Source organism: Tenacibaculum sp. MAR_2009_124 (assembly GCF_900105455.1).
Classification (GTDB): domain Bacteria; phylum Bacteroidota; class Bacteroidia; order Flavobacteriales; family Flavobacteriaceae; genus Polaribacter.
In genome coordinates, this window is record NZ_FNSF01000001.1 from 1,649,120 (window position 1) to 1,671,462 (window position 22,343).

Consider the following 22,343-nt stretch of genomic DNA (forward strand, 5'->3'; position numbering starts at 1 on the left):
TTTAACCGCATACTTCAAAATCTCTTTTCTTATGGTAACAATTTTACTTTTTAGCAAGGCTTTTTAAATAATTAACTAAATGGATAACAAAACCCAAAAGGTAGGGTTATCTGGGGATTTAAATTAGATAAACATTATATCTGTCGGGATATAACCAGTTAGCATACATACCCAAGCAATATGGAAATAGGACAAAAATGCAAGATAAATAATGACGAAAGAGTTTATAAAGTGACAAACTCTTGGAAAGAGAAACGAATAATCGAGAATACAGAAAATTCGATTGAATATGAAATTGAAATTTTTGTGAATTTAGAGGAAATTGATAATTCGGAAAACACAAAAGCAAAAGTTTCAACAACAAAAGTATATCCAGTCTAATATGAGTTTTTCTTTCAGCGACTTAATTGATTTTAGTAAAGTACCAATAAAGATATTTATACTTTTTGCTATTGTTAGCGGAATTTTATTGTTTGGAACTGACGAATTCTTGGCTCAACTAAAATTAGACGAATTTGAAAAGGACTATGGTAAGTTTTTTGGAATAGTGTTTATAGTTTGTATCTCTTTTATTGCTCTATCAATTATATACTATATCATAAAAAAAATTAATCTATCTTTTTTCAAATCAAGAGTTAAAAAAGAAGTAATAGAAGATATTAAAAGGTTAGACCCTTCAGAACAAAGTGTATTAAGAGAGTTTTTTATTATGAGAAGGTCTACTATATCAATGCCAATGGATCACCCAATCGTTTCTGGACTTATGGATAAATACATACTTGTTAGAAAGTCTGATATTGGAACAGGAATGTATTTCCCAATGGCGTTGTCTGATTTAGCAAAAAAGCATTTAACTGAATTTGATTTAGGACTTCGAAGAGGAATGTCGGAGTCAGAAAAACAAAAACTTGCGAATAATAGACCGCAATGGACATACGATTTCCTCTATGAACGAGCGAATAAATAAGCACGTATGCTAACATTGTATAACCGCAATTACGGCGGATTCGACTACGTCCGAATCCACTCGGAATTGCTAACGTCAGTGCTAAACCGAAAAGTAAAACATATAAACCCGTAACTGACGGTTATACGAGACCGTTATAGCCAATGCCGAAAACTGAAAATAATGAGTAAAATAAAAATACGAATAGTAATTTTAGGACATATACCACATTCTCTTAACATTCAAAAAGTTCAAAATTGGAAATCTGATTTGTTTGAAATTTTATCGCCAATAGATACTGTAAATATTGTTGGTGATTCTGATGGCTTTGAATGGGAATTTTTGGATGAAAATATGGAAAGACAACTTCCCGTCAGAAATGGAGCCGATGTTCTAATTGGGGTTACAAATGTTCCTATTCAAAATAATTATTTTGCACGTAGGTATTCGGATAATAGGGTCTGTATGACTTATAGTACTATGACGGATATTCTTAAATATGATAATATTCCATTAGAGAATTTATTACTACGAGTTATTTACTCGGTATCTTTTGTCTATAGAAGATACGGAAATAGAATACCATTAATAAGTGAATCAACAAATTTTGCTCATGATGAAACTAGAGGTTGCATATTTGATATGAACGGAATAAAAACTGACGTAATATATTCTCTAAATAAACCCCAACTTTGTGATTCTTGTATTAACACTTTGACTAATATCCCGCAGTATAAAGTAGGAAAAAATGTAATTGCAAAGGTTCAATCTGAACTAAAAGGGATTAAAAAAGGGCTTTATTATCGAATAACAGATTTATTAAAAAAACATCCGATACCTGCAATAATTTTTTCATCGATTTTTGCAATTACACTTGGGGTAATAGGATCAACAATTGGTCGTCTATTATGGGAATTGTGGATAAAGCACTGGCTATAATAACTAAGCATATGGCGTGCCGATAGGCTAACGCTATATGCCTTGTTGACTGATCCGTATTCCATAAGGGGGAAAACGATCAATTCAGTTTAATTTTAGTAATTTATTTAGAGGTTTTTCAGTGATTATTCTCTTGGTTTTCGGATTTCATAGCCTTGGTTTTTATTTTCAGCACTTATTATTCTTTTTGTAATCGCTTTTTTAGGTAAAAATCTCAGATCTAAGCATTAGTGGTCCAGTCCTCTTTTTTGAAGATAATTTTATAATATGTGTTTTTTAATTTTACTAATAACCAGTTCTTTATATTTTTTAGGAGGACCTCTACTATCAAAAATTATTAATGTGACTAGACCTGGCTTTTTACAAATCGGGCAACAGCGATGTACACTTTTCTCTTTCGTAATAATAACATCAATACAGTCTTTCTCTTTATCTGCTAATAGCATTTGTAAACGAGGTAATTTTTCTTTTTTCCAACTACTACTTAAAATACCATAATGTCTAATTCTAGTAAATCCTTTAGGTAAAATATGTTGTTGAAAACGACGTATAAACTCTTTGATTTTTAAAGTTAAATTACTTACTTGACCACCTTTCTTGTAGTTCTTAACACGAAAAGTAACGGTGCCTTTTTGTTTATCAATAGCCTGTATTCGATGATTACTAATAGCTATCTTATGTGTGTATCTTCCTAGATATTCTAGCACGTTTTTTGGGTTGCCAAAAGGAGGTTTTGCATAGATAACCCATTTGTGTTTAAATAATTTGTCATAGAGTGATTGTGGTAAGTTTGGAATTGTTTTTCTTAATTCAGCAACAAAAACACCTCTAAACTTTACACTTAAAGCCTTTATACTGAATAAGAAATCATCCTTGTTTTTCCCTTTTTTCCAATACCCTGCCTTTGTTATTCCTCCTTTAGGAACAATACAGTGTAAATGAGGATGTAAGCTTAAATTTTGTCCCCAAGTATGTAACACAGCAATCATTCCAATTTTAGCGCCTAGATGCTTGGGATTATTTCCAAAAGCAACCAAGGTTTTCCAAGCACTATCAAACAGTATTTTATATAGCTCTTTCGGATATTGAAGTGCCACTGAGTTTAAATTATTGGGCAAGGTAAAAACGACATGAAAATAAGGAACTGGCAATAACTCTCTAGATCTACCTTCAATCCATTGCTGTTGTTTATGACCTTGACAAGTAGGGCAATGTCTATTGCGATAAGAATTGAATTGTAGATGCAGTTTATCACATGATTTACACCAATCTAAATGTCCTCCTAGCGCTTTGGTACGGCATTTTCTTATCGCATGCAGCGTTCTTTCATGCCAACTACTTCTAGATAGTTCTTTTAAATGATTTTCTTCTAAATTCAACACTCCTGCTAACGTATGTTTTGCTAGCATTACTCTGTGTATAAGGTATCTAGTGGACTGTACTTTTTTGAACTCCCTGAGTTGGCGACATGTAAATAGATCATGGTGGTTTCTATATGAGCATGCCCTAGAAGTTCTTTTAAGCTAATAATATTAACACCATCTTCTAGTAAGTGTGTTGCATAAGAATGACGTAGTGTATGCGCTGTAAATTTCTTTTTTGTATTCACTTTAGCCCGATTCTCTTTGAGTATCCATTGAATCGCTCTGACTGTTATTGGCTGAGCAGCTCCGTCTTTAGTAACCTGACTGTTAAATAGATATTTCACAGGGTTTTCTGTTTTCAAATAACATCTTAAACCTCTTATTAAAAGAGTACTTAAAGGAACATAACGATCTGTCTTCCCTTTTTTTTTCTAATAAATACAGTTTTCCGATTAAAATCAACATCAGATTGAAGCAACCCACATAGCTCATAACTCCGTAAACCACAACCGTACAACATACCTAAAATAAGGCGATGTTTAAGATACTTAGGTGCTTTTAATAATTCTCGAACTTCTTGTTTGTTAAGTACAATAGGTAAATCTTTTTGCTTTTTTATTTGAGGAAGCGCTATGTGCTTTTGCTCCATTCCCAGTACCTTATAAATAGCACGGAGTCCGAAAACGGTATGCTTAAAAAAACTTTCAGAGGGGGTTTTGTGAAGATTTTGACAATGAAAAAGATAATCATTGATTTGTTCATTATCTAAAGTTTCTGGGCTAACCTTAAAATGTAAGGTTATGTGGGCTAAACAGCGTAAATAGTTATTTAATGTACTTGATGATTTACCGTTAATTGAAAAGCTTTTGGTTAATTTTTTAACGACAATAGAAAAATCAGGAACCTGCTCTAAAGAGGTTTCTAAAATTGTTTTACTTTTTTTTATACATCTTATTTAATTTTGAATCATAAATTTAACTATTTTTAAAACATTTCAAAAAAAGCTTCCGAGGTAACGAGGATTAGTTCAACAATGGCTATAGTTAATACGGGTTTGAGTGTTTAACCCAAAGTTTAGTGTATTTTTACTAAGTCCGCCAAATCTTTTTGATTAGGCTTTAAAACACAAAAATTAAAACAAAATAAAAAGTTTTGGCTAAGTGCTTAATCGAAAGTTTACTACTTTTAATTCCCGTACTAACCATAGCCGAGACGTTGGCGTGCATTTGAGAAAAAACCAAGTAAATGATTAAAAGCAGTAAAATATCCAGTAATATAAACCAATGGAATATTGAATATGACCAAAACGGATTCGTATCTGATGAAAATAGGTTAGTTACTGCTGAAAAAACAGAAGATATTTTACAATTAAGTCATATTTATCAAGAAGTACCGATTTTAGATGTTGGATTCTACACAGAGAATTATAAAATTTATGTCATTTATGGCAATGATTGGGATAAACCAAAAGAAGTCTTTGAATCCAAAATAGCGGAATCTGTTGCGGAAAAACTTTACGAATTGATTGACAAATACGCGAATGGATAATTATGAGTCGCTCAAAAAAGAAAACAAAAATACATGGGACTACAACAGCGAAATCTGAAAAGGAAAATAAGCGGGACGCAAACCGAAAATTACGTAGGATTATAAAACAAAAAGTTAACTCGGGAAAAACCGAATTTCCAGAATTACGTGAAGTTTCGAATGTTTGGAGCTTTGACAAAGATGGAAAAAGATATAATCCTGAAATGACTGAAAAAGAGTTACGAAAATAAAAAACTAACTAAAGATACTAATCGTTTTCGACCCCTATTATTATCGGGACTACCCCAACCAATAAGGGAACTTACCCCTCTATCTAATCCTTTCAAAAAAAATAAATTCTAATCTTTTATTATTAGCAATATTTACCATTCAAGGCACATACTATAAATTAAAAAGAAGCTTTCAGAACCTCCTTTTCGGTTTACTTTCAATCTTCCTGAACGAAAAAACATCCAATACCGGTTAAAATTAAGTTCAAGTTTTATTTTTTAATGATAAAATCCAAATCTTTGTTCTGATTATAAAATGTCACGAATCCATTATAATCTGAATAAAAAAATTCATAGTCAACATCTAGCTGAATAAACTTAAAATGTTAAAAAAACCACGGTACTTTTAACAAAAAATATTTCGTGTTTTTTACGAAAGTTGCGTTATATTTACCATCCCATAAAATATTAAATCAATCTCATGAAAAAGGTATTCGTTTTATTCTTTTTTCTAGTTACTCATTTCGCAGTAGGACAAGGAAATTATGAAGAAGTAATCTCAAACGCTATTCTCAATTATGACAGCACCAAGATTGACAGTTTGGCAAAAACAATTGGCTATAAAGGTGGTGAGCAAGTTGAAACGTTAGTGAGATTCAAAGTTAATCATGAAGGAAAAACTGTTGATGTGACTGCCGAAGGTCCTCACGAAATTTTCATCAATGAAAGCATAAAAATTATTCAAAATCTACCCAAACTAGATTTTGGAATTACTATCGAACAAGGGAAAACCCTTAGTTTAAAATTACCTATAAATTTTAGTATAAAACTCGATAGCGAACAATAAAGTTTATAATTCAATTTACATAGAAATGCACATTTATTTGTGCATTTTTTTTGATCATATATGAATCCTTTTTTTAAGATTTACTTAAATTGCAAGGTAAATGGATTCTATCATGAAAACGAAAATTGATATTGATACCTGGAATAGAAAAGAGGTTTTTAATTTTTTTAAAGATTTTAATGAACCTTTTTACGGCCTTACTGTAGATATCGATTGTACTATTGCTTATGATTTTTGTAAAAAAAACAATATTTCCTTTTTCCTATTTTATCTTCATAGATCATTACTCGCAGCTAATAAAATTGAAAACTTTAAATATAGAATAATAGGTGGCGAGGTTTATGTTTATGACAAAGTCAATGCATCACCAACCATAAATAGACCCAATGGAACTTTTGGTTTCTCATATATGTCATATCATCAAGAATTTTCTGAATTTGAAAAAGAAGCAAAATTAGAAATAGAAAGAGTTCAAGCCACCAATACTTTAATTCCAGCCACTTCAGGCGAAAACGTTATCCATTATTCATCAATTCCTTGGATTAAATTTACTTCATTATCTCATGCAAGACATTTTGAATTTGAAGATAGTTGTCCAAAAATCACTTTTGGAAAAATGACAGATCGTGGCAGTAAAAAAGAAATGCCAATGTCTGTTCATGCTCATCATGCACTCTTAGACGGCTCACATATTGGTCAGTACATTGACCTTTTTCAAGAATTTTTAAACAATACTTCTATATAAAAACATGAAGTTATTAGCTCAATACATAAAAAATCAAGTCGATATTTCTGATAACGACTTACACGAGTTCTGTAATTACTTCATCACTGTTTCCGTTAAGAAAAAAGATTTTCTATTAAAGCAGGGTGACATCTGTAATTTCGAAGGTTTTATTACCAAAGGATGTTTCAGGCTTTATACTATTGATGAAAAAGGTAATGAACATACCTTATACTTCGGTATAAAAAATTGGTGGGTAACCGACTTAAATAGTTTTTTAAATAAAACTCCTGCTACATTTACCATTCAAGCGTTGGAAGATAGTACGGTATTACTAATTAACAGGGAGAATAAGAACAAATCTTTTGAGCAAATTCCTGCTATAGAAAAAATGTTTAGAGTTATGACTCAAAAATCTCATGTGGCATTAGAACAACGAATGATTCGGAACATTAGTACTACGGCCGATCAACGATATATTGAGTTTATAAGAAAGTACCCTCAAATTGCTGAACGATTAACCAATATTCAAATAGCTTCATATTTGGGTATTTCTCATGAATTCCTAAGTAAAATTCGACGAAAAATAGTAAAATAGTCAACTACCTCCGGCAAGCCCACGAGACATTCAGAGGAAATTATTTTCAGGATTTCGACACAAGTGTCGGAGTATTTTAATCTCACCTAGTGAGTAAGACTTAACTTCTTAAAAAATTAAACACTTGTTCAATTTATTGTACTAGTTCAATGTTTTTTGTTTCTACATACTTCATTTTTGTCATGTAATTTGAAAAATTTTAAGAATGAAGTACTTATTAAGTCCCTTACTTATTTTCGCAAGCCTTTTAATTTTCGTGAGCTGCGATGAAAATGACGACATCGTTAATGAATTGACATCTGCTGAAATCGCAAGAGGCTTTTACCAAGAGGTTATTGTTGAAAAAAACATGACTAAATTCAACAAGTATATTGGCGATACGTATAAACAACATGCTCCTGCCTATGCTGATGGTGTTGAACCATTGCGTGAAGAGCTTCAAGCAAATGCCAATAGCGACAACAAAATTGAAATTTTAAGAGTTGTTGGAGAAAATGACTATGCCGCTTTACACTCTCTATGGACTGTTGGTTCTGACCAATACATTTACGTGGATATCTGGCGAGTTGAAGACGGTAAGCTAGTTGAACACTGGGATCAATACCAATCACCTCCTAGTGAAGCCGAAAATGATAATACCATGCACGCTGGTCCAGATACCAATATAAATGCTCAGCAAAACATTTCTCAAAACAAAGAAAGAGCGATTGCCGTTTTAAAAACATTCGACAATCTAGATGATTTGTCAGCGGTTGAAAACTTTGTAGCTGATGAATACATTCAACATAATCCAACTGCAGCGGATAAAAAAACAGGATTACTTGATTTAATGGCTTTTCTAAAAAGCATTAATTACCAATCGAAAACAACTATTGCAAAAGTGATTGCGCAAGGTGATATGGTAGTTATCCATTCTAAAGTCGAAGATTTGAACGCAATAGAAAATGCAATTTCTGGAGTTATCGATATATTCAGATTTGATAACAACGGAATGATTATAGAACATTGGGATGTTATAGAAACAATGACCGGTCAATCATTAAACAATAACGATCCATTCGAATATCCAAATTAAGAGCCCCTTCTAACAAATCCGCCTGAAGAAATTTGGGTGGATTTTAAATTTCATTATAGTATTTGAGTAAAAATCAAAAAATAAGAATTCCCTTTATGTATATTATACTATTAAATTAAACTTTCGCCTCGCGAAATTTTAAACAGTAGTGTTTTATAAAATTAAAAGGGTAAATTCTAGAAAATACAACCTTAAATTATCTCTATTGCATTTTTCATGAATTTACCCATTAAAACAAGATGTCCCCCCCTTGTTCTAAATAGCCCAAAGGTGTCGCCTAAACACCTATAAAACCAAAACAATGTTGTTTATTCCATAGAATAAACACACTTCAAATTAAAGGCATTTCTCCTTCAGAATCTATTAATATTGTTATACAGAACGATATTATACTTTTTATCGAGTTGTAAAAATTTCAGAAAAAAGGATTAACAAGGGTATATAACTGAATCTCAGTACTTATATTTAATATAGCCTCACTAACCAAACCACTTTATTTGCTGAAAATTAGATATTTAAACAAATAAATCGTATATTTTTATAACGGTACAATTATTCCGAATCCCCAAAATTAATTCAATGCATCACCCCAATAATAAAAGAAAAGTATTTAATCTAAAGAAACTTGGTTTCAATGGATGTTTAAATTTTGGCTATTATAACTATCATATCGCTGAACCTAACTTGGAAATCCATAGACATAAAGATTCTATTGAAATGTGCTACTATTTAAAAGGTGAACAATTTTATGAAATAGAAGAAGAACTATTTAAACTTCGCGGAAATGAATTTTTAATCATCCCTCCAAACATACCCCATGGTAGTGGTAACTATCCAGAAGATATTGGTGAGTTATTTTGGTTACAACTTGAACTTTGTGAAAATGGACGCCTATGTTACTTATCAAAAGAAGAGTCCAAATATTTGATCAATCAACTTAGAACGAAGGAAAGAAAAATACACAAAGGAACCTTTGCTTTAAAACCTATTTTGGCGAAAATTCTCAAACATTTAGAAAATAAAGAAGAGGCAATCAATACTATTAGTATCAATAATCTAATCATTCAACTTTTATTAGAAACCATTACTGAAAGTAACAGAACGCCAACTAAAGATCAAACGCATAAGTTACATGGTATCGATGAGTTTATCAAAGAAAATATTTATCGTCAAATATATGTGGACGAGCTCGCTGATTTATTTTCTTTATCTACCGCTTATTTCAAAATATGGTTTAAACAAAATTTTGGTATTCCACCAAATACTTATGTTAGCCGTATTAAAATTCAGCGTGCCAAAGAGTTGATGAAAACAAATTGTCAAGTAACCAAAATAGCATTTGAACTAGGTTACAATTCCTCTCAATACTTTTCAACGGTATTTAAAAAACATGTTGGAGAATCTCCTAAATCATATATGAAATCATTAAATAAATAGCATCTCTGCTATTGAACATATTTTGTTTTCTTAAGTGTGCTAAGAATTATAAAAGAAATTAAAAAGAATATTGCCATGCACAGTACGCTCCATTGCATCGAATTAGTCATAGCATATAATAAACCATACACAAATGTTCCTAAAACAATTGCTATTTTCTCTGTAACATCATAAAAACTGAAATAAATTGCATGATCTTGAGTTTCTGGCAACAGTTTTGAGTACGTCGATCTAGTTAACGATTGAATAGCTCCTAATACAAAGCCTAATAAGCCTCCTAAGCCGTAAAAATAAAGACCAACATTCTCTAAACTTTTATCTAGTGAAAAAGCGCAAAAACATACTAATGTCCAGATTGCTAAAGTTATTTTTAAGGCTAAAATATTACCATATCGCTCAGATAATCTAGAAAAAAGAAATGCTCCCAATATGGCCACTATTTGAACGAGCAAAACCGTAATAATCATACTTGTTGAGTCTAAGCCTAATTCCTTTGAACCAAAAATAGTAGCTGTTAAAATAATGGTCTGTACACCAATACTTAGTAAGAAAAATGAAGCTAAAAACTTTCGTAAATATGGGTAACTTTTAAGTTCAGAAAAAACAAGTTTTAACTCCCTAAAACCTTTCCATATATAATCACTTTCGGGTTTCCTATTATATATATTATCTGGTAATTTATGAAAAGTAAAATATGCAAAGCCTACCCACCAAATTCCTACAAGAACAAAAGAATATCTCATCATAGTGAGTTTGTCTTCTCCATTCTCCTGAGATAAAATCATTCCAAGACAAATTAATAGTAATAACACAGATCCCACGTATCCATAAATAAACCCTTTTGCACTAGCTCTATCTTGTTGTTCTGGTAAAGCAATTTCTGGTAAATAAGCATTGTAAAAAACAATACTTGCCCAAAAACCAATACTTGCCAAAATAGTAAACCAAATCCCAATCCATACAGTATCAACGCCTTTAAAAAAATACAGACTCATTACTGAAAGGGACCCCATCCAACAGAAGAACTTCATGAATTTTTTCTTACTACCAGTATAATCGGCTATTCCTGATAAAATTGGAGATATAAAAGCTACTACCAAAAACGAAAAAGATAACGCATAGTTATATAGAGTTTCTGGATGCTCCCACTCTACTCCTAAAAACTGAACAACTTTATCTTCTGTGATTGCTCCGTAGTACAAAGGAAAAACAGCGGTGCTTATTACTAGTGAATAAACAGAATTAGCCCAATCATAAAAGGCCCAACTGTTTATCACTTTTTTACTACCAATTTTATGCATAATTAACCAAATAAAAAAACCGTTCTAATATTAGAACGGTTTGCAATATACTATAAATTATAAGTATTTGTTTATTTTTTAGCAGGCACATTATATTTCGCTGCTAGTTGACGTGCTTCTGGCAAATATGACCTCAATGTTTGAATTCTAGTTTGATTAGAAGGATGAGTACTTAAAAACTCAGCAGGTGCTTTTTTCCCAGCACGCTGGCTCATTCGCACCCAAACCTCAGCTGCTTCTTCTCCGTTATAACCAGCCATTAACATAAATACCAAACCAAGTTTATCTGCTTCTGTTTCATGTGTTCTACTAAAAGGAAGCATTACACCAACCTGACTACCTATACCATAAGCCGTATTCCATAAAGCTGCGTTTTTACTGTTTCTAGTACCTAATGCTAAAGCTACCCCTCCCAGCTGTTGTAACTGTCCTGTAGACATTCTTTCTTGACCATGTTTGGCAAAAGCATGTGCTACTTCATGTCCCATTACAGCGGCAACTCCATCTTCATTTGCACAAATAGGCATTATTCCAGTATAAAAAACGACTTTACCTCCAGGTAAACACCAGGCATTAACTGTTTTGTCTTCTACTAAGTTAAATTCCCATTTATAGGCCTCCGCTTCAGCTTGCATACCATTTGTTCTCATGAACCTATCAACAGCTTCAGAAATTTTCTTTCCAACTCTTTTTATTTGATTTGATTTAGAAGCGTCTTTTGATAATTTGTTTTCTTTTAAAAATCCTTCATATTGGGCAAAACTTGCAGGCAACACCTGTGCATCGCTTACCGTATTTAATCTTTTTCTTCCAGTAATAGGTACTGTACTACACTGTACTAATATAGTAGCCACAAAAGCTAAGGCTATCATTTTCTTCATACTCTAATATTTTGTTCAGGTTATTATTCAATTATTATGACACAAAAATAAATTTCATGTCACAAAATACCACATTAATTATGCCTTTAAAATTACAAATTCTATATTTAGGGTAAAAACATCAATTGATGAATTTTACCAACGTGCGTGTACATCAAAAAAGTATTCAAATACCCAAAAAAGTAATTTTACTAGCTAAATCACTTCAATACATATCATCAAATTATGCTGCTAAGTTCGCGGCAAAACTGTTTATTACTCCTGTTCAATTTCCTTCTCCCAAGAGAGAAAAAATGCTATACAAAAGTGCTCAAAAAAAAATAATTCATATACCTACTATCGATAAAAGTGTTGAAATTTTACAATATGGTTACTCAAAAAGAAAAGTTCTTTTTGTACATGGTTGGGCGGGAAGAGGCACTCAACTTTTTTTAGCAGCCGATAAGTTATTAGAAAATGGTTTTATGTACGTTTCTTTTAACGGGCCTGCTCATGGAAAGTCATCAGGAAAAACTACCTCAATGCTAGAATTTATAGAAACTATAAAAGAAATTGATAAGCAATTTGGTCCGTTCGAAATTGCTATTGGTCATTCATTTGGAGGTATGTGCTTGTATAATTCAATTGCAGCTGGTTTTTCTGTTAAGAAACTCATTACAATTGGCGCCGCTGATAAGATTTCTGGTGTAATCGAAGAGTTTATTTATAGTTTAAAGCTAAAAACTATTGTAGCTAAAAAAATGAAAAGAATTTTTGATGAGCAATGGGGAAAAGATATTGACATTCACTCATCGAGTACAATTGCATCTAAAATACAAATCCCTACATTAGTTATTCATGATAGTAATGACGGAGATGTACCTGTAAGTTCAGCCATAAAAATTCGTCAAAGTTTACAAGAAGGAATACTTTTTATTACTGAAGGTCTGGGACATACTAAAATACTTAGAGATAAGAAGGTAACTTCAAAAATAATCAACTTCATAAACAGTTGATTTTGTAGAACACATAAACTTTGAATGCATGAAGAAATACTTTTTATTTATTATAATGGCAATTTTATTTTCTGAAGTATCAATAGCACAGAAAAAAGAATATAGAGTTTCTAAATCTAATAAAGAATGGCAAAAACTCCTTACGCCAAAGCAATATTATATATTAAGAGAAGCAGGGACCGAAAGACCTTTTACGAGTCCACTAAATAAAAACTATGAAAAAGGAGTTTACGTTTGTGCTGCATGTAAAACTCCGTTATACAAATCTGAGCATAAATATGACTCTCACTCAGGTTGGCCATCTTTTGATAGAGAAATTAAAGGCAATGTTGAAAATGATGTAGATTATAAAATTGGCTACGCAAGAACAGAATTAAAATGTAATACTTGTGGTGGACATTTAGGCCATTCTTTTAGAGATGGACCCAAAAAAACAACAGGAATACGACATTGCATTAATGGAGCTGCCTTAGAGTTTATTCGAAAACAATAAATATTTGTAAATTAGAGCTAGTAATTACCAGCTCTAATTTATAATAATATGCAAAACTCGTATTTACCAAGTGTTTTAAAACAAGTAAATTACTATAAGAAAATTGGGTATCAAACTCTTGAAAAATTAGATGACGATCATATTTTTTATAAACCTGATAGTGATAGTAATTCCATTGCTATTATTGTTAAGCATGTTGCCGGTAATATGCTGTCACGATGGACGAATTTTTTAACTGAAGATGGAGAAAAAAATTGGCGAAATAGAGATGATGAGTTTATAAATGACTTTACCACGAAAGAAGAGGTAATTTCGTATTGGGAAAAAGGATGGAACTGTTTTATTTCAGCATTAAATTCTCTAGAACCTCAAGATCTTGAAAAAATCATTCATATCAGAAATGAAGGACATACTATCACCGAAGCCATAAATAGACAACTCTGTCATTATCCATATCATATTGGGCAAATTGTTTTTCTGGGAAAACTAATTCTAAAAGAAAAATGGATTTCATTATCGATTCCAAAAAACAAATCTGAAGAATATAATCTTCATAAATTTAATCAGAAAAAATTTAAAAAACATTTTACCGACGACCAGTAATAAAATTACTACTCTCCTATTTTAAAACTACTTTCTTCTCGAAGGAATTCGATAAACGAACATTATTCCTCCACGATAGGGTATTAGCTCACCACTTAAGTTAAATGGTCTGGTTGCAAGTTCATCCTGTGTATCAACTCGTTGTCCATTGCTATCATATCCTCTATAATGCGCTTGTTGACTTCCTCCTCCTACAAAAAATTCCAGCGCCCAGTTTTTACTGATATCTGTTTTATATCCAACAGTTATTCCAAAATAAGTATTTCGACCAGATTGATACGAATATTTTATTTTTCCATATTTCCTTAATGTAAACATGCCAACACCTATGTGACCTCCAATAAAAAAACCACGCATATTAGGTTTAAAGTATCTCCTATATTCAGGAAAAATTTGAGTAATATGCAAAGGGCTTCCATCAATTGAATCCCAAAAAGAAGCTAACACATCCAGTTGAACACTACTTCTTTCTCCCAATTGAATTTCTACACCTACATTCGGTATTAAAAAAGCGGTAGTTAAAGCATTAAATTTCACTTCGGTTTGAGCGTGAATAGAACTGGATATAAGAAATAACAAGAATAAGGCAGGGGATAATATCTTTTTCAATTTTAAACAATTTAAGTTTTAAAAACACGCCAAAATTAGTCAAATTCTCGCAATACCAAATAAGATATCTTAACTATTTTTTTAAGCATTTTTGGTATTAACCCTTCGGGTTTAACAATTCCTACTAGCTTATTAACTATGCAAATAATTCCGATATTTTCTATTTAATAATTTCATTTCCTTTCACCTTTCATACATTAAAAACTGATTTAGAAACATCTACAACAATCAAAGGTAGATTCTATGAACTACCATTCTTATTTTAACGGTTCTAAAATCAACATTAAAAAAACAGAAATTAATCATAATCAGTTTAATTTACCAGTGTAAAATCAATATAACTAGAACTAAATTTGTTATATTTGTGCCTCTAAAAATGAAGCCGATACATGTTTAATAATTTAAGCGAAAAGTTAGATAAGGCGTTACATACGCTAAAAGGACACGGAAAAATCACCGAAGTTAACGTTGCCGAAACTTTAAAAGAAGTTCGAAGAGCTTTACTCGATGCCGATGTTAACTTTAAAATAGCTAAAAATTTCACCAAAACGGTTAAAGAGAAAGCCATTGGTCAAAACGTATTAACTACGTTAAATCCAGGGCAATTAATGGTTAAACTCGTTAAAGATGAATTAACAGCTTTAATGGGAGGTGACAGTGTTGGTATTAATCTTGGAGGTTCTCCTACGGTAATTTTAATGTCAGGTTTACAAGGTTCAGGTAAAACTACTTTTTCTGGTAAGCTTGCCAATTACCTAAAAACCAAAAAGAGCAAGGAAGTATTGCTTGTTGGTTGTGATGTTTACCGTCCTGCGGCTATCAACCAGCTTCGTGTGGTAGGAGAACAAATAGGAGTTGAAGTTTACGCTGAAGAGGGTAATCAAAATCCTGTTGAAATTTCTCAGAATGCCATTAAACATGCGAAGGCTAACAGTAAAAATGTTGTTATTATCGATACAGCTGGTCGTTTGGCTGTTGATGAAGAAATGATGACTGAAATTTCTAACATTCACAAGACTGTTGGACCTCATGAAACATTATTCGTTGTAGATTCTATGACAGGTCAAGATGCTGTGAATACAGCCAAAGCCTTTAATGATGTATTAAATTTTGATGGTGTTGTTCTAACTAAATTAGATGGTGATACTCGTGGTGGTGCGGCTCTTTCGATAAAGTCAGTTGTAGATAAGCCTATTAAGTTTATTGGTACTGGAGAAAAAATGGATGCCGTTGATGTTTTCCATCCAGATCGTATGGCGGATCGTATTTTAGGAATGGGAGATGTTATCTCTTTAGTTGAGCGAGCGCAAGAACAATATGATGAAGAAGAAGCTAGAAAACTTCAAAAGAAAATAGCTAAAAACCAATTCGGTTTTGATGATTTCCTAAGTCAAATTCAGCAAATCAAAAAGATGGGTAGCATGAAAGACTTAGTTGGAATGATTCCGGGAGCGGGTAAGGCTTTGAAGGATATTGATATTGATGATGATGCCTTTAAAGGAATCGAAGCCATTATTCATTCTATGACCCCTTCAGAAAGAACCTCTCCTAGTGTGATTAATGCAAGCCGTAAAAAAAGGATTGCTAAAGGATCAGGGACTTCCGTTCAAGAGGTTAATCAATTGATGAAACAATTTGATCAAATGAGCAAAATGATGAAAATGATGCAAGGTGGAGGCGGAAGAAAAATGATGCAGATGATGCGTGGAATGAGATAAAATATAGATAAATAGAATGTAAAAAGAGAAGTATTAGCTTCTCTTTTTATGTTTTACTGTCTACTTTTATATATAAATAACAACACAACAACGAATCATGATATTACTTGACGGAAAAAAAACTTCGGCAGACATTAAAGAAGAGATTGCTCTAGAAGTTGCAGAATTAAAAGCACAAGACAAAACGGCTCCACATTTAGCTGCTATAATTGTTGGAAATGACGGTGCAAGTTTAACTTATGTAAACGCAAAAGTGAAAGCTTGTGAACGTGTTGGTTTTGAGTCTACACTAATTAGACTTCCTGAAGAAACCACAGAAGAAGATTTACTTAATGAAATTGCTGTATTGAATGTTGATAATGACATTAATGGTTTTATAGTACAATTGCCTTTACCTAATCATATTGATGAGCAAAAAGTGTTAATGGCTATTGACCCAGAGAAAGATGTAGATGGATTTCATCCTATGAATGTAGGGAAATTAGCATTAAACTTACCTACATTTATTTCAGCAACTCCTTTTGGAATTTTAGAATTATTAGAAAGATATAATATTGAAACTTCAGGAAAAAATGTTGTTGTTATTGGTAGAAGCCATATTGTTGGAAGTCCTATGAGTATTCTTTTAGCTCAAAAAAGAAAGGTAGGAAATGCTACGGTTACTTTAACTCATAGTAGAACTAAAGATTTAGAATCGATAACTAAGCAAGCTGATATTATAGTAGCCGCTTTAGGTATTCCTGAGTTTTTAAAAGGAGAAATGGTGAAAGATGGCGTTGTTATTATCGATGTAGGAATTACTAGACTTGCAGATCCTTCCAAAAAGAATGGATTCCGATTGGTTGGTGATGTTGACTTTAATGGTGTAAAAGAAAAAGTTTCTCATATTACTCCTGTTCCAGGGGGAGTTGGCCCAATGACTATTGCAATGCTATTAAAAAATACTTTGTTGGCTTATTATAGACAAGAAAGTTAATAAATTGAAAATACCAAAATAAAAGACTGCCTCGTTGCAGTCTTTTTTAGTTTTGGTCAACTCTTTTGATATTGTTAATGATTCATTTTCTCTCTGATATTGGTAACTTTTGAAAGGATTCTTTTTAATATATTAAGTAATGCTTGTTGATTCTCTTCTGAAGCTGGTGAACCATTTGCCGTTACCGTATTACTTACATTTAAGGTTGGTTGAACTGGGTTATTAAATGCATTTTTAAGTGCCTCTGATTTTTGCAATATTTTTTGAGTATAATAAAGTAACTCTTCTTGGTTCCCAGACCACTCTGGTAAGGGTATTAATTCTACTTCCCTAATAAACGACAAATCGTTCTCAGGTACTATTTCAATCCACTCTGAATAGCCGTATCTCGATAATTTCACTTTTGTATTAGAGGCATCTGAAGGTGATTCAAATAAGGTTTTCAACGTTCCTGTAAAATCCAAGTTTTCTTGTAAAACATTTTCTGGTGACGGTACAAAATCTGTTACCAGCAAATCCGTATTTGTCAAGTTAATCAGCTCAACGTATTTATATGTTCCTGTACTATCGATATATCCGAATTCAATACTGGAACCATTGGCTATAGAAATTCTCTCTGTTGCCTGAATACTGCTAAATTTTGAACCAAACCTTAAAGCACTTGCATTTACTGTTATAATCTCTTCAGTCTCATCAACGCTAAATACTTCGGTTGCAGTTTGGTCAATTACAATACTCCATCCTGGTCTCAAAACCAATTGATCACCTACAATTGTAAAAAAAGAATTAGCAATACCTAAGGTCGTTACATTATCGACTTTAAAACTTTTGGCCTTATCATACAATTTGTCTAGATCATCAATTACCGTATAGGCATCAACGACACTTTTATTCGTTTCCGAAACACCTGCGTCTTCAAAAATTTTAGTTGTTAAAGAAGTACCGTTAACACCTTTAAGCTCTGCATCGGGTATTATTTGGTATAAATGGTTATAAGACCAAATGTGAATATCGAATAAATCACTATCATCATTATTTTTACCTCTATAATCCCAAGCATAGGTACCTGTATTTAAACCATTTGAGGCTCCTGAATTAGCCACATTCGCAGCTAATAAAATTTGTTGTTGTGGAATATTTCCATTCACATCAGTTTGGACTAAATACTGATTATCAGCAGTATTATTTACCACATGTCCTTCACGGTTATAAGTACTTCTATTTCCATTATTCGTATCTACAATATACATAGTCGCTCCCGAAACGGGATTGTTATTTACATCTTGCACACAAGATCAAGTTCTTGGTAAACTAGAGCTACTCCATAACCATTTCCATTACCGCTTTGATGGTTTCCCGCAATTAACTGCGATCCTGTTTTAGAATTTATAAGAATTGGTCGACATCCTGCCCAAAACTTTATGTCTTGAGTATTTCCTCTATCTCCCCCAGAATATCCTCTGAACGTTACATCATAATTTGGTGTTGAAGAAGAAAATGCTATGGCACCACCAGTAGTTTCGGGTCTATAATTATTCATTTGTTGTGGTCTTCTCAAAAATGTAATATCCCCTTCACCATTTCCTATAAATGTAAGTCCATCAACAAAAAAGTTATCTGAACTTTGCCTTACTTGAACAACATCGGAAGTTGCACTTCTTCTTACCAGTAAAACACCATTCATAATATTTACTGTTGATGTAGGCTCTGCAAACCAAGGTAATTGGCCAACATCTATAGTAGCTCCTCTCCAATTCCAAGTTGCACCTCCTCTTACATAGAGTACCGCCTGACCTGATCCACAACATCCAGCATCCGTTGAGGAGATAAATATTCCAAGACCTAGAGTTTGCCTCGTAATTCCATTGACAGTGAGGTCGCTTCCCAAATTGTATTCAGCTCCATTCTGAATATCAATAATTGGGTTGCCTGGATTATTAAATAATAGTTGTTCCTGCTCGGGATTATGGCTTAAGGTTCCTTGGATGACCAACCTTAAATTGTTCAAATTATATGTAATGTATTGATTGGTTCCAGTACCATTAGTAGTTGTAGTTACTCCTGCAATGGACGCTAGTCCAGATAAATCATTATCTGTTCCTGTTTGTGTAATTATACTACCTGATAATGTGAAATTTGCCAACAAGGTATTTACAAACAAGAAAAAATAAATGACCGAAACACTTTTCTTTTTATTCATCTTTTAATTATAAGTTAATGCCTGTACTTGAGAAAGTGTATTCGGCTGTGTTCCCGTTCCTGTTGATCTAGCTTCTACATTAATGTCAGTTTTATCGTACCTTATAACTAAAAAATCGCTTCCATTTTCAACTAAAGAAACATAACAATAATCATCATCTTCAAATATTAATTCAGCTGTAACATCTTTAAATGTAGTTGTTATTTGGAATACAGATTCTGTATTAGTAATTGTTAGAAAAGGATCTACAGATGTAATATTTTTTACTGGAGCTAACATTTGCCATGAACTATCATCTCTAAAATACAATCCCTTAATAGTTGTATTGTATAGAATAGAACCTTCATTAGGCAAAGAAATAGAATTCATTTCTGTTGTTGAAGCTTTTGGTAAACCAAATAAAGAATTAGCATCTATCTGAGAAAAGATCACATTTGAAGATACCAATAATAAAAAAGTTATTTTTTTCATCACGATTATTTAAGGGGGTAATCAAATATAACAAAGTTATTCTTACTACCAAAAAATCAAACACTTATGAGACCTTAATAAAAAAAACAAATAAATATTTATATAAACATGTGAGGTTAGACCTTATGAATTAATATGGTGGTGCTATTTATTTTTATGATTAAAACGAAATTGTCCTAGAATTAATCCATTCTTTAATTTTCGGCCAAACTTCACTTTTTGCGCTTTGTGATTTTAGAATTCTGCTATGATTATAGTCCTCTAAATTTCCATTTCTCTTTGATAAGTACCATAGCTTGTTTGACTCATTCTTAAAAGCATTGAGAAACTTTTTACACCCAATCTTCGGAGCTATAAAAGTATCTCCTTCAGCACATATTGATAAAACTGGTACATTTACAGTATACATTTTTTTAAGATAATTAAAACCATTATCACCGATAAAGTTGTGTTTCAAATTCCAATTGAACCATTGCTTCATCATATAATAACTTTCATCGTGCTCGGTTGAACCTACACTCTTAGCTGGTATTTTACCCAAAATCAATGTAACATACTTTCCTATGAAGATTTTAATTTTGTTTGAAAGCGAGCTTCCAGCACCAAAAGCCTGCGTACCAAATAGTATTATACTATTCACTTTCTTTTGATAATCTGGATTATTGATTAATAACATTGTCAGAGCTATTCCTCCTCCACTATGCGCCAAGCAGTCTATAGAATTTACTCCTATTGTTTCAAATAAAAAATCAAACGTCGATTTTAAATCGTATTTCGCAATGGTTTCAAAATTAAATTCTAAATCACTACTATAACTACTTCCATGATTTCTCCATTCCATAATCCAACAAGTAAAGCCTCTTTCTACTAAAAAAACAGCAATACCTTCGCATATCTTCCTATTTGAAAAAGTTCCATGAGTCAAAAACACATTTCTACTAGAGATGGTTTCGGAACTTAGTTTCCATAATGCAATGGAAATTCCATCTGATGTTACAACATGGTATAATTCTTCTTTCAGAACACTCATTCTTTATTTGGATTATTAATGCTTTAATACAGTTATCGGAATCCCTTCTATTCCAGCATAGAAAACTATAATTTCAGCCGGTATATCGCCTTCATTTTCTCCATAATGCCAAGTATTAACTAGCTCAACAATAGGATCTCCTTTCTTTAGATACAATGTGTCATTTTTCTCACTTATTACGGTTAAGGCACCACTTAAAAGAACCCCTGCATTAATTTCGGGGTGCTTATGAATTTCCAATTTCTTCTTGGGAGGAATAGTTATTCTTAATATAGTAACCTTAGGCTGACCATTTTGGTATTTCGGTAACCTATCTCCATTTCAACTTTGTGTCGTTTCAATAAGTTTATCGATTTTTATACTAGACGTATGATTTGATTTACATGAAATATTGAGTAAACAAATTAAACATAATACGTTTATTGAAGTTTTCATAGAAGGTAGTTCATATAATAAAAACTCCTAATCTATAACTTTACCCTTAACTAACATAACATATCAATAAAAAAACAGGGAATTAAAATTAGTTCAACCAATTCCTTTTTATAGAAAACATTGAAAACCACACTAAAAAAAGACCAAAAGCAACGACTAAAACGGGCATTGTAATTGTATGAAGTAATCCATAAACATCAATTGATTTCGTGAAGAAGACATTATGAATCATTTGAGGTATGATTGCTAAAATTGAAATTACAAAAGCGATTTTAGACCACTTCTTCTTTAAAATTAAACCTATTGACCCCATGAGCCCAAAGAACACTGCTATTCCAAATATGACTGTAATCCATATTGGATATTCGTTATACAAAACTCTTTCATTTTCTGGAAGTTGAGCCAAAGTATCCGCTGAAATAAAAGTATGTACATAAAATGAGAAAACTCCCATAATGTTCCATAGTAAAAAAAAGACCGCTAATATCCAGTACCAATTAGGCATTTTATTGTTATTCTCCATGATATTTAATTTAGTTTGTTACACGAAACAACCTCTTAAAGATTGATTATGATAAAGTTAATTATTTTATAATTAATACTAACTAAACATTAAAACCACATATATAAATTGTTACTTCTTAGTTTATTGTTCTTAAAAAGCACCATATAACAAACTATGTTTGAGTTGTTTTTCAAAATTCATTTTAACAATATCTCTACTAAAAATTCAAATGGTATAACTTGTACTATGTATAAATAAATTATTTCGCATATGAACAGTTTATTTTTACATTCTACTGCGTTAAAAAAGAAACCATAGCTAAGGTTATGATTTGTTATTTTCCTTGTATAATAAAAAAATAACTCTATTTATTTACACGAAATTTTCAATTACAAATCGTATTAATCATTAAATTCTTCTTCATAAAAAAAAGCCTATC

At 31.9% G+C, this 22,343-nt stretch carries 27 protein-coding genes; 15 read left to right on the top strand and 12 right to left on the bottom strand.

Annotation, left to right across the window (positions count from 1 at the left end):
- Positions 1-180: 180 nt before the first annotated feature.
- From BLW23_RS06310 to BLW23_RS06320, 3 genes are all read left to right on the top strand, one after another.
- The gene (locus tag BLW23_RS06310) at positions 181-381 is read left to right on the top strand and encodes a hypothetical protein (protein ID WP_093668353.1); all 201 of its coding nucleotides are present in this window, start codon (positions 181-183) and stop codon (positions 379-381) included.
- A 1-nt stretch (position 382) separates the two neighbouring features.
- A complete protein-coding gene (locus BLW23_RS06315; RefSeq protein ID WP_093668354.1) occupies positions 383-967 on the top strand; it encodes a super-infection exclusion protein B in 585 nt (194 codons plus the stop codon).
- A 162-nt stretch (positions 968-1,129) separates the two neighbouring features.
- Positions 1,130-1,885: a hypothetical protein gene (locus tag BLW23_RS06320; RefSeq protein WP_093668355.1), complete on the top strand. Its 756-nt coding sequence runs from the start codon at positions 1,130-1,132 to the stop codon at positions 1,883-1,885.
- 260 nt (positions 1,886-2,145) lie between these two features.
- Here BLW23_RS06320 and BLW23_RS06325 read toward each other — a convergent pair whose 3' ends face one another.
- The 3 genes from BLW23_RS06325 to BLW23_RS23640 are packed head-to-tail and all read right to left on the bottom strand — an operon-like array spanning position 2,146 to position 3,898.
- Complete coding sequence (locus BLW23_RS06325; protein WP_093668356.1) at positions 2,146-3,294, bottom strand: IS91 family transposase; 1,149 nt, start codon at positions 3,292-3,294, stop codon at positions 2,146-2,148.
- Entirely contained in the window at positions 3,294-3,593 is a 300-nt protein-coding gene (locus tag BLW23_RS23635) for a tyrosine-type recombinase/integrase (protein WP_410529743.1), read from the bottom strand. The genes BLW23_RS06325 and BLW23_RS23635 overlap by 1 nt, the downstream gene beginning before the upstream one ends.
- A gap of 50 nt (positions 3,594-3,643) precedes the next feature.
- Positions 3,644-3,898 (bottom strand): tyrosine-type recombinase/integrase, encoded by a 255-nt coding sequence (locus BLW23_RS23640; RefSeq protein ID WP_255362746.1) that lies wholly within the window; start codon positions 3,896-3,898, stop codon positions 3,644-3,646.
- A gap of 596 nt (positions 3,899-4,494) precedes the next feature.
- Here BLW23_RS23640 and BLW23_RS06335 point away from each other — a divergent pair.
- From BLW23_RS06335 to BLW23_RS06365, 7 genes are all read left to right on the top strand, one after another.
- Entirely contained in the window at positions 4,495-4,797 is a 303-nt protein-coding gene (locus tag BLW23_RS06335) for a hypothetical protein (RefSeq protein ID WP_093668357.1), read from the top strand.
- A gap of 2 nt (positions 4,798-4,799) precedes the next feature.
- Positions 4,800-5,027 (top strand): hypothetical protein, encoded by a 228-nt coding sequence (locus BLW23_RS06340; RefSeq protein ID WP_093668358.1) that lies wholly within the window; start codon positions 4,800-4,802, stop codon positions 5,025-5,027.
- 460 nt (positions 5,028-5,487) lie between these two features.
- Positions 5,488-5,853, top strand: a complete 366-nt coding sequence (locus BLW23_RS06345; RefSeq protein WP_093668359.1) for a hypothetical protein — start codon at positions 5,488-5,490, stop codon at positions 5,851-5,853.
- Between the two features lie 112 nt (positions 5,854-5,965).
- Positions 5,966-6,598: a chloramphenicol acetyltransferase gene (locus tag BLW23_RS06350; RefSeq protein WP_093668472.1), complete on the top strand. Its 633-nt coding sequence runs from the start codon at positions 5,966-5,968 to the stop codon at positions 6,596-6,598.
- 4 nt (positions 6,599-6,602) lie between these two features.
- Positions 6,603-7,175 (top strand): Crp/Fnr family transcriptional regulator, encoded by a 573-nt coding sequence (locus tag BLW23_RS06355; protein WP_093668360.1) that lies wholly within the window; start codon positions 6,603-6,605, stop codon positions 7,173-7,175.
- Between the two features lie 205 nt (positions 7,176-7,380).
- The gene (locus BLW23_RS06360; RefSeq protein ID WP_093668361.1) at positions 7,381-8,250 is read left to right on the top strand and encodes a nuclear transport factor 2 family protein; all 870 of its coding nucleotides are present in this window, start codon (positions 7,381-7,383) and stop codon (positions 8,248-8,250) included.
- A gap of 579 nt (positions 8,251-8,829) precedes the next feature.
- The gene (locus BLW23_RS06365; protein ID WP_093668362.1) at positions 8,830-9,687 is read left to right on the top strand and encodes an AraC family transcriptional regulator; all 858 of its coding nucleotides are present in this window, start codon (positions 8,830-8,832) and stop codon (positions 9,685-9,687) included.
- Positions 9,688-9,695: 8 nt separating this feature from the next.
- Here BLW23_RS06365 and BLW23_RS06370 read toward each other — a convergent pair whose 3' ends face one another.
- Both BLW23_RS06370 and BLW23_RS06375 read right to left on the bottom strand, forming a co-directional pair.
- The gene (locus BLW23_RS06370) at positions 9,696-10,988 is read right to left on the bottom strand and encodes an MFS transporter (RefSeq protein ID WP_093668363.1); all 1,293 of its coding nucleotides are present in this window, start codon (positions 10,986-10,988) and stop codon (positions 9,696-9,698) included.
- A gap of 71 nt (positions 10,989-11,059) precedes the next feature.
- Positions 11,060-11,869, bottom strand: a complete 810-nt coding sequence (locus tag BLW23_RS06375; protein ID WP_093668364.1) for a M48 family metallopeptidase — start codon at positions 11,867-11,869, stop codon at positions 11,060-11,062.
- A gap of 128 nt (positions 11,870-11,997) precedes the next feature.
- On the opposite strand from BLW23_RS06375, the gene BLW23_RS06380 reads away from it, so the two are divergent.
- The 3 genes from BLW23_RS06380 to BLW23_RS06390 are packed head-to-tail and all read left to right on the top strand — an operon-like array spanning position 11,998 to position 13,960.
- A complete protein-coding gene (locus tag BLW23_RS06380) occupies positions 11,998-12,864 on the top strand; it encodes an alpha/beta hydrolase (protein ID WP_093668365.1) in 867 nt (288 codons plus the stop codon).
- A 28-nt stretch (positions 12,865-12,892) separates the two neighbouring features.
- The gene (gene msrB, locus BLW23_RS06385; protein ID WP_093668366.1) at positions 12,893-13,357 is read left to right on the top strand and encodes a peptide-methionine (R)-S-oxide reductase MsrB; all 465 of its coding nucleotides are present in this window, start codon (positions 12,893-12,895) and stop codon (positions 13,355-13,357) included.
- Positions 13,358-13,405: 48 nt separating this feature from the next.
- Complete coding sequence (locus BLW23_RS06390) at positions 13,406-13,960, top strand: DUF1572 family protein (RefSeq protein WP_093668367.1); 555 nt, start codon at positions 13,406-13,408, stop codon at positions 13,958-13,960.
- Between the two features lie 27 nt (positions 13,961-13,987).
- Here BLW23_RS06390 and BLW23_RS06395 read toward each other — a convergent pair whose 3' ends face one another.
- Positions 13,988-14,569 (bottom strand): DUF3575 domain-containing protein, encoded by a 582-nt coding sequence (locus BLW23_RS06395; RefSeq protein ID WP_093668368.1) that lies wholly within the window; start codon positions 14,567-14,569, stop codon positions 13,988-13,990.
- 389 nt (positions 14,570-14,958) lie between these two features.
- Between BLW23_RS06395 and ffh the strand changes: the two genes are divergently transcribed.
- Together ffh and folD are read left to right on the top strand one after the other, a co-directional pair.
- Positions 14,959-16,287, top strand: a complete 1,329-nt coding sequence (ffh, locus tag BLW23_RS06400) for a signal recognition particle protein (RefSeq protein WP_093668369.1) — start codon at positions 14,959-14,961, stop codon at positions 16,285-16,287.
- A gap of 97 nt (positions 16,288-16,384) precedes the next feature.
- The gene (gene folD, locus BLW23_RS06405) at positions 16,385-17,263 is read left to right on the top strand and encodes a bifunctional methylenetetrahydrofolate dehydrogenase/methenyltetrahydrofolate cyclohydrolase FolD (RefSeq protein WP_093668370.1); all 879 of its coding nucleotides are present in this window, start codon (positions 16,385-16,387) and stop codon (positions 17,261-17,263) included.
- Between the two features lie 74 nt (positions 17,264-17,337).
- Here the strand turns inward: folD and BLW23_RS06410 are convergent, their stop codons facing one another.
- The 6 genes from BLW23_RS06410 to BLW23_RS06435 all read right to left on the bottom strand — a co-directional run bounded on the left by BLW23_RS06410 (position 17,338) and on the right by BLW23_RS06435 (position 21,922).
- Positions 17,338-18,552, bottom strand: coding sequence for a hypothetical protein (locus tag BLW23_RS06410; RefSeq protein WP_093668371.1), 1,215 nt, complete (start codon positions 18,550-18,552; stop codon positions 17,338-17,340).
- Positions 18,540-19,463, bottom strand: a complete 924-nt coding sequence (locus BLW23_RS06415) for a hypothetical protein (RefSeq protein ID WP_093668372.1) — start codon at positions 19,461-19,463, stop codon at positions 18,540-18,542. Before BLW23_RS06415 ends, BLW23_RS06410 begins: the two co-directional genes overlap by 13 nt.
- A 3-nt stretch (positions 19,464-19,466) precedes the next feature.
- Positions 19,467-19,934, bottom strand: a complete 468-nt coding sequence (locus tag BLW23_RS06420; RefSeq protein ID WP_093668373.1) for a hypothetical protein — start codon at positions 19,932-19,934, stop codon at positions 19,467-19,469.
- A gap of 160 nt (positions 19,935-20,094) precedes the next feature.
- Positions 20,095-20,964 (bottom strand): alpha/beta hydrolase, encoded by an 870-nt coding sequence (locus BLW23_RS06425; RefSeq protein WP_093668374.1) that lies wholly within the window; start codon positions 20,962-20,964, stop codon positions 20,095-20,097.
- A gap of 15 nt (positions 20,965-20,979) precedes the next feature.
- On the bottom strand, positions 20,980-21,237 hold the full coding sequence (locus BLW23_RS23490; RefSeq protein ID WP_317039307.1) for a cupin domain-containing protein: 258 nt from the start codon (positions 21,235-21,237) through the stop codon (positions 20,980-20,982).
- A 250-nt stretch (positions 21,238-21,487) separates the two neighbouring features.
- Entirely contained in the window at positions 21,488-21,922 is a 435-nt protein-coding gene (locus tag BLW23_RS06435) for a hypothetical protein (protein WP_093668375.1), read from the bottom strand.
- Between the last annotated feature and the right edge of the window lie 421 nt (positions 21,923-22,343).

What these genes read in the sequence shown, in the direction of transcription:
- BLW23_RS06310 (WP_093668353.1), top strand. Translation starts at nt 181, where the DNA reads ATGGAAATAGGACAAAAATGCAAGATAAATAATGACGAAAGAGTTTAT.
- BLW23_RS06315 (WP_093668354.1), top strand. Translation starts at nt 383, where the DNA reads ATGAGTTTTTCTTTCAGCGACTTAATTGATTTTAGTAAAGTACCAATA.
- BLW23_RS06320 (WP_093668355.1), top strand. Translation starts at nt 1,130, where the DNA reads ATGAGTAAAATAAAAATACGAATAGTAATTTTAGGACATATACCACAT.
- BLW23_RS06325 (WP_093668356.1), bottom strand. Translation starts at nt 3,294, where the DNA reads ATGCTAGCAAAACATACGTTAGCAGGAGTGTTGAATTTAGAAGAAAAT.
- BLW23_RS23640 (WP_255362746.1), bottom strand. Translation starts at nt 3,898, where the DNA reads ATGGAGCAAAAGCACATAGCGCTTCCTCAAATAAAAAAGCAAAAAGAT.
- BLW23_RS06335 (WP_093668357.1), top strand. Translation starts at nt 4,495, where the DNA reads ATGATTAAAAGCAGTAAAATATCCAGTAATATAAACCAATGGAATATT.
- BLW23_RS06340 (WP_093668358.1), top strand. Translation starts at nt 4,800, where the DNA reads ATGAGTCGCTCAAAAAAGAAAACAAAAATACATGGGACTACAACAGCG.
- BLW23_RS06345 (WP_093668359.1), top strand. Translation starts at nt 5,488, where the DNA reads ATGAAAAAGGTATTCGTTTTATTCTTTTTTCTAGTTACTCATTTCGCA.
- BLW23_RS06350 (WP_093668472.1), top strand. Translation starts at nt 5,966, where the DNA reads ATGAAAACGAAAATTGATATTGATACCTGGAATAGAAAAGAGGTTTTT.
- BLW23_RS06355 (WP_093668360.1), top strand. Translation starts at nt 6,603, where the DNA reads ATGAAGTTATTAGCTCAATACATAAAAAATCAAGTCGATATTTCTGAT.
- BLW23_RS06360 (WP_093668361.1), top strand. Translation starts at nt 7,381, where the DNA reads ATGAAGTACTTATTAAGTCCCTTACTTATTTTCGCAAGCCTTTTAATT.
- BLW23_RS06365 (WP_093668362.1), top strand. Translation starts at nt 8,830, where the DNA reads ATGCATCACCCCAATAATAAAAGAAAAGTATTTAATCTAAAGAAACTT.
- BLW23_RS06370 (WP_093668363.1), bottom strand. Translation starts at nt 10,988, where the DNA reads ATGCATAAAATTGGTAGTAAAAAAGTGATAAACAGTTGGGCCTTTTAT.
- BLW23_RS06375 (WP_093668364.1), bottom strand. Translation starts at nt 11,869, where the DNA reads ATGAAGAAAATGATAGCCTTAGCTTTTGTGGCTACTATATTAGTACAG.
- BLW23_RS06380 (WP_093668365.1), top strand. Translation starts at nt 11,998, where the DNA reads ATGAATTTTACCAACGTGCGTGTACATCAAAAAAGTATTCAAATACCC.
- msrB (WP_093668366.1), top strand. Translation starts at nt 12,893, where the DNA reads ATGAAGAAATACTTTTTATTTATTATAATGGCAATTTTATTTTCTGAA.
- BLW23_RS06390 (WP_093668367.1), top strand. Translation starts at nt 13,406, where the DNA reads ATGCAAAACTCGTATTTACCAAGTGTTTTAAAACAAGTAAATTACTAT.
- ffh (WP_093668369.1), top strand. Translation starts at nt 14,959, where the DNA reads ATGTTTAATAATTTAAGCGAAAAGTTAGATAAGGCGTTACATACGCTA.
- folD (WP_093668370.1), top strand. Translation starts at nt 16,385, where the DNA reads ATGATATTACTTGACGGAAAAAAAACTTCGGCAGACATTAAAGAAGAG.
- BLW23_RS06415 (WP_093668372.1), bottom strand. Translation starts at nt 19,463, where the DNA reads ATGAATAAAAAGAAAAGTGTTTCGGTCATTTATTTTTTCTTGTTTGTA.
- BLW23_RS06420 (WP_093668373.1), bottom strand. Translation starts at nt 19,934, where the DNA reads ATGAAAAAAATAACTTTTTTATTATTGGTATCTTCAAATGTGATCTTT.
- BLW23_RS06425 (WP_093668374.1), bottom strand. Translation starts at nt 20,964, where the DNA reads ATGAGTGTTCTGAAAGAAGAATTATACCATGTTGTAACATCAGATGGA.
- BLW23_RS06435 (WP_093668375.1), bottom strand. Translation starts at nt 21,922, where the DNA reads ATGGAGAATAACAATAAAATGCCTAATTGGTACTGGATATTAGCGGTC.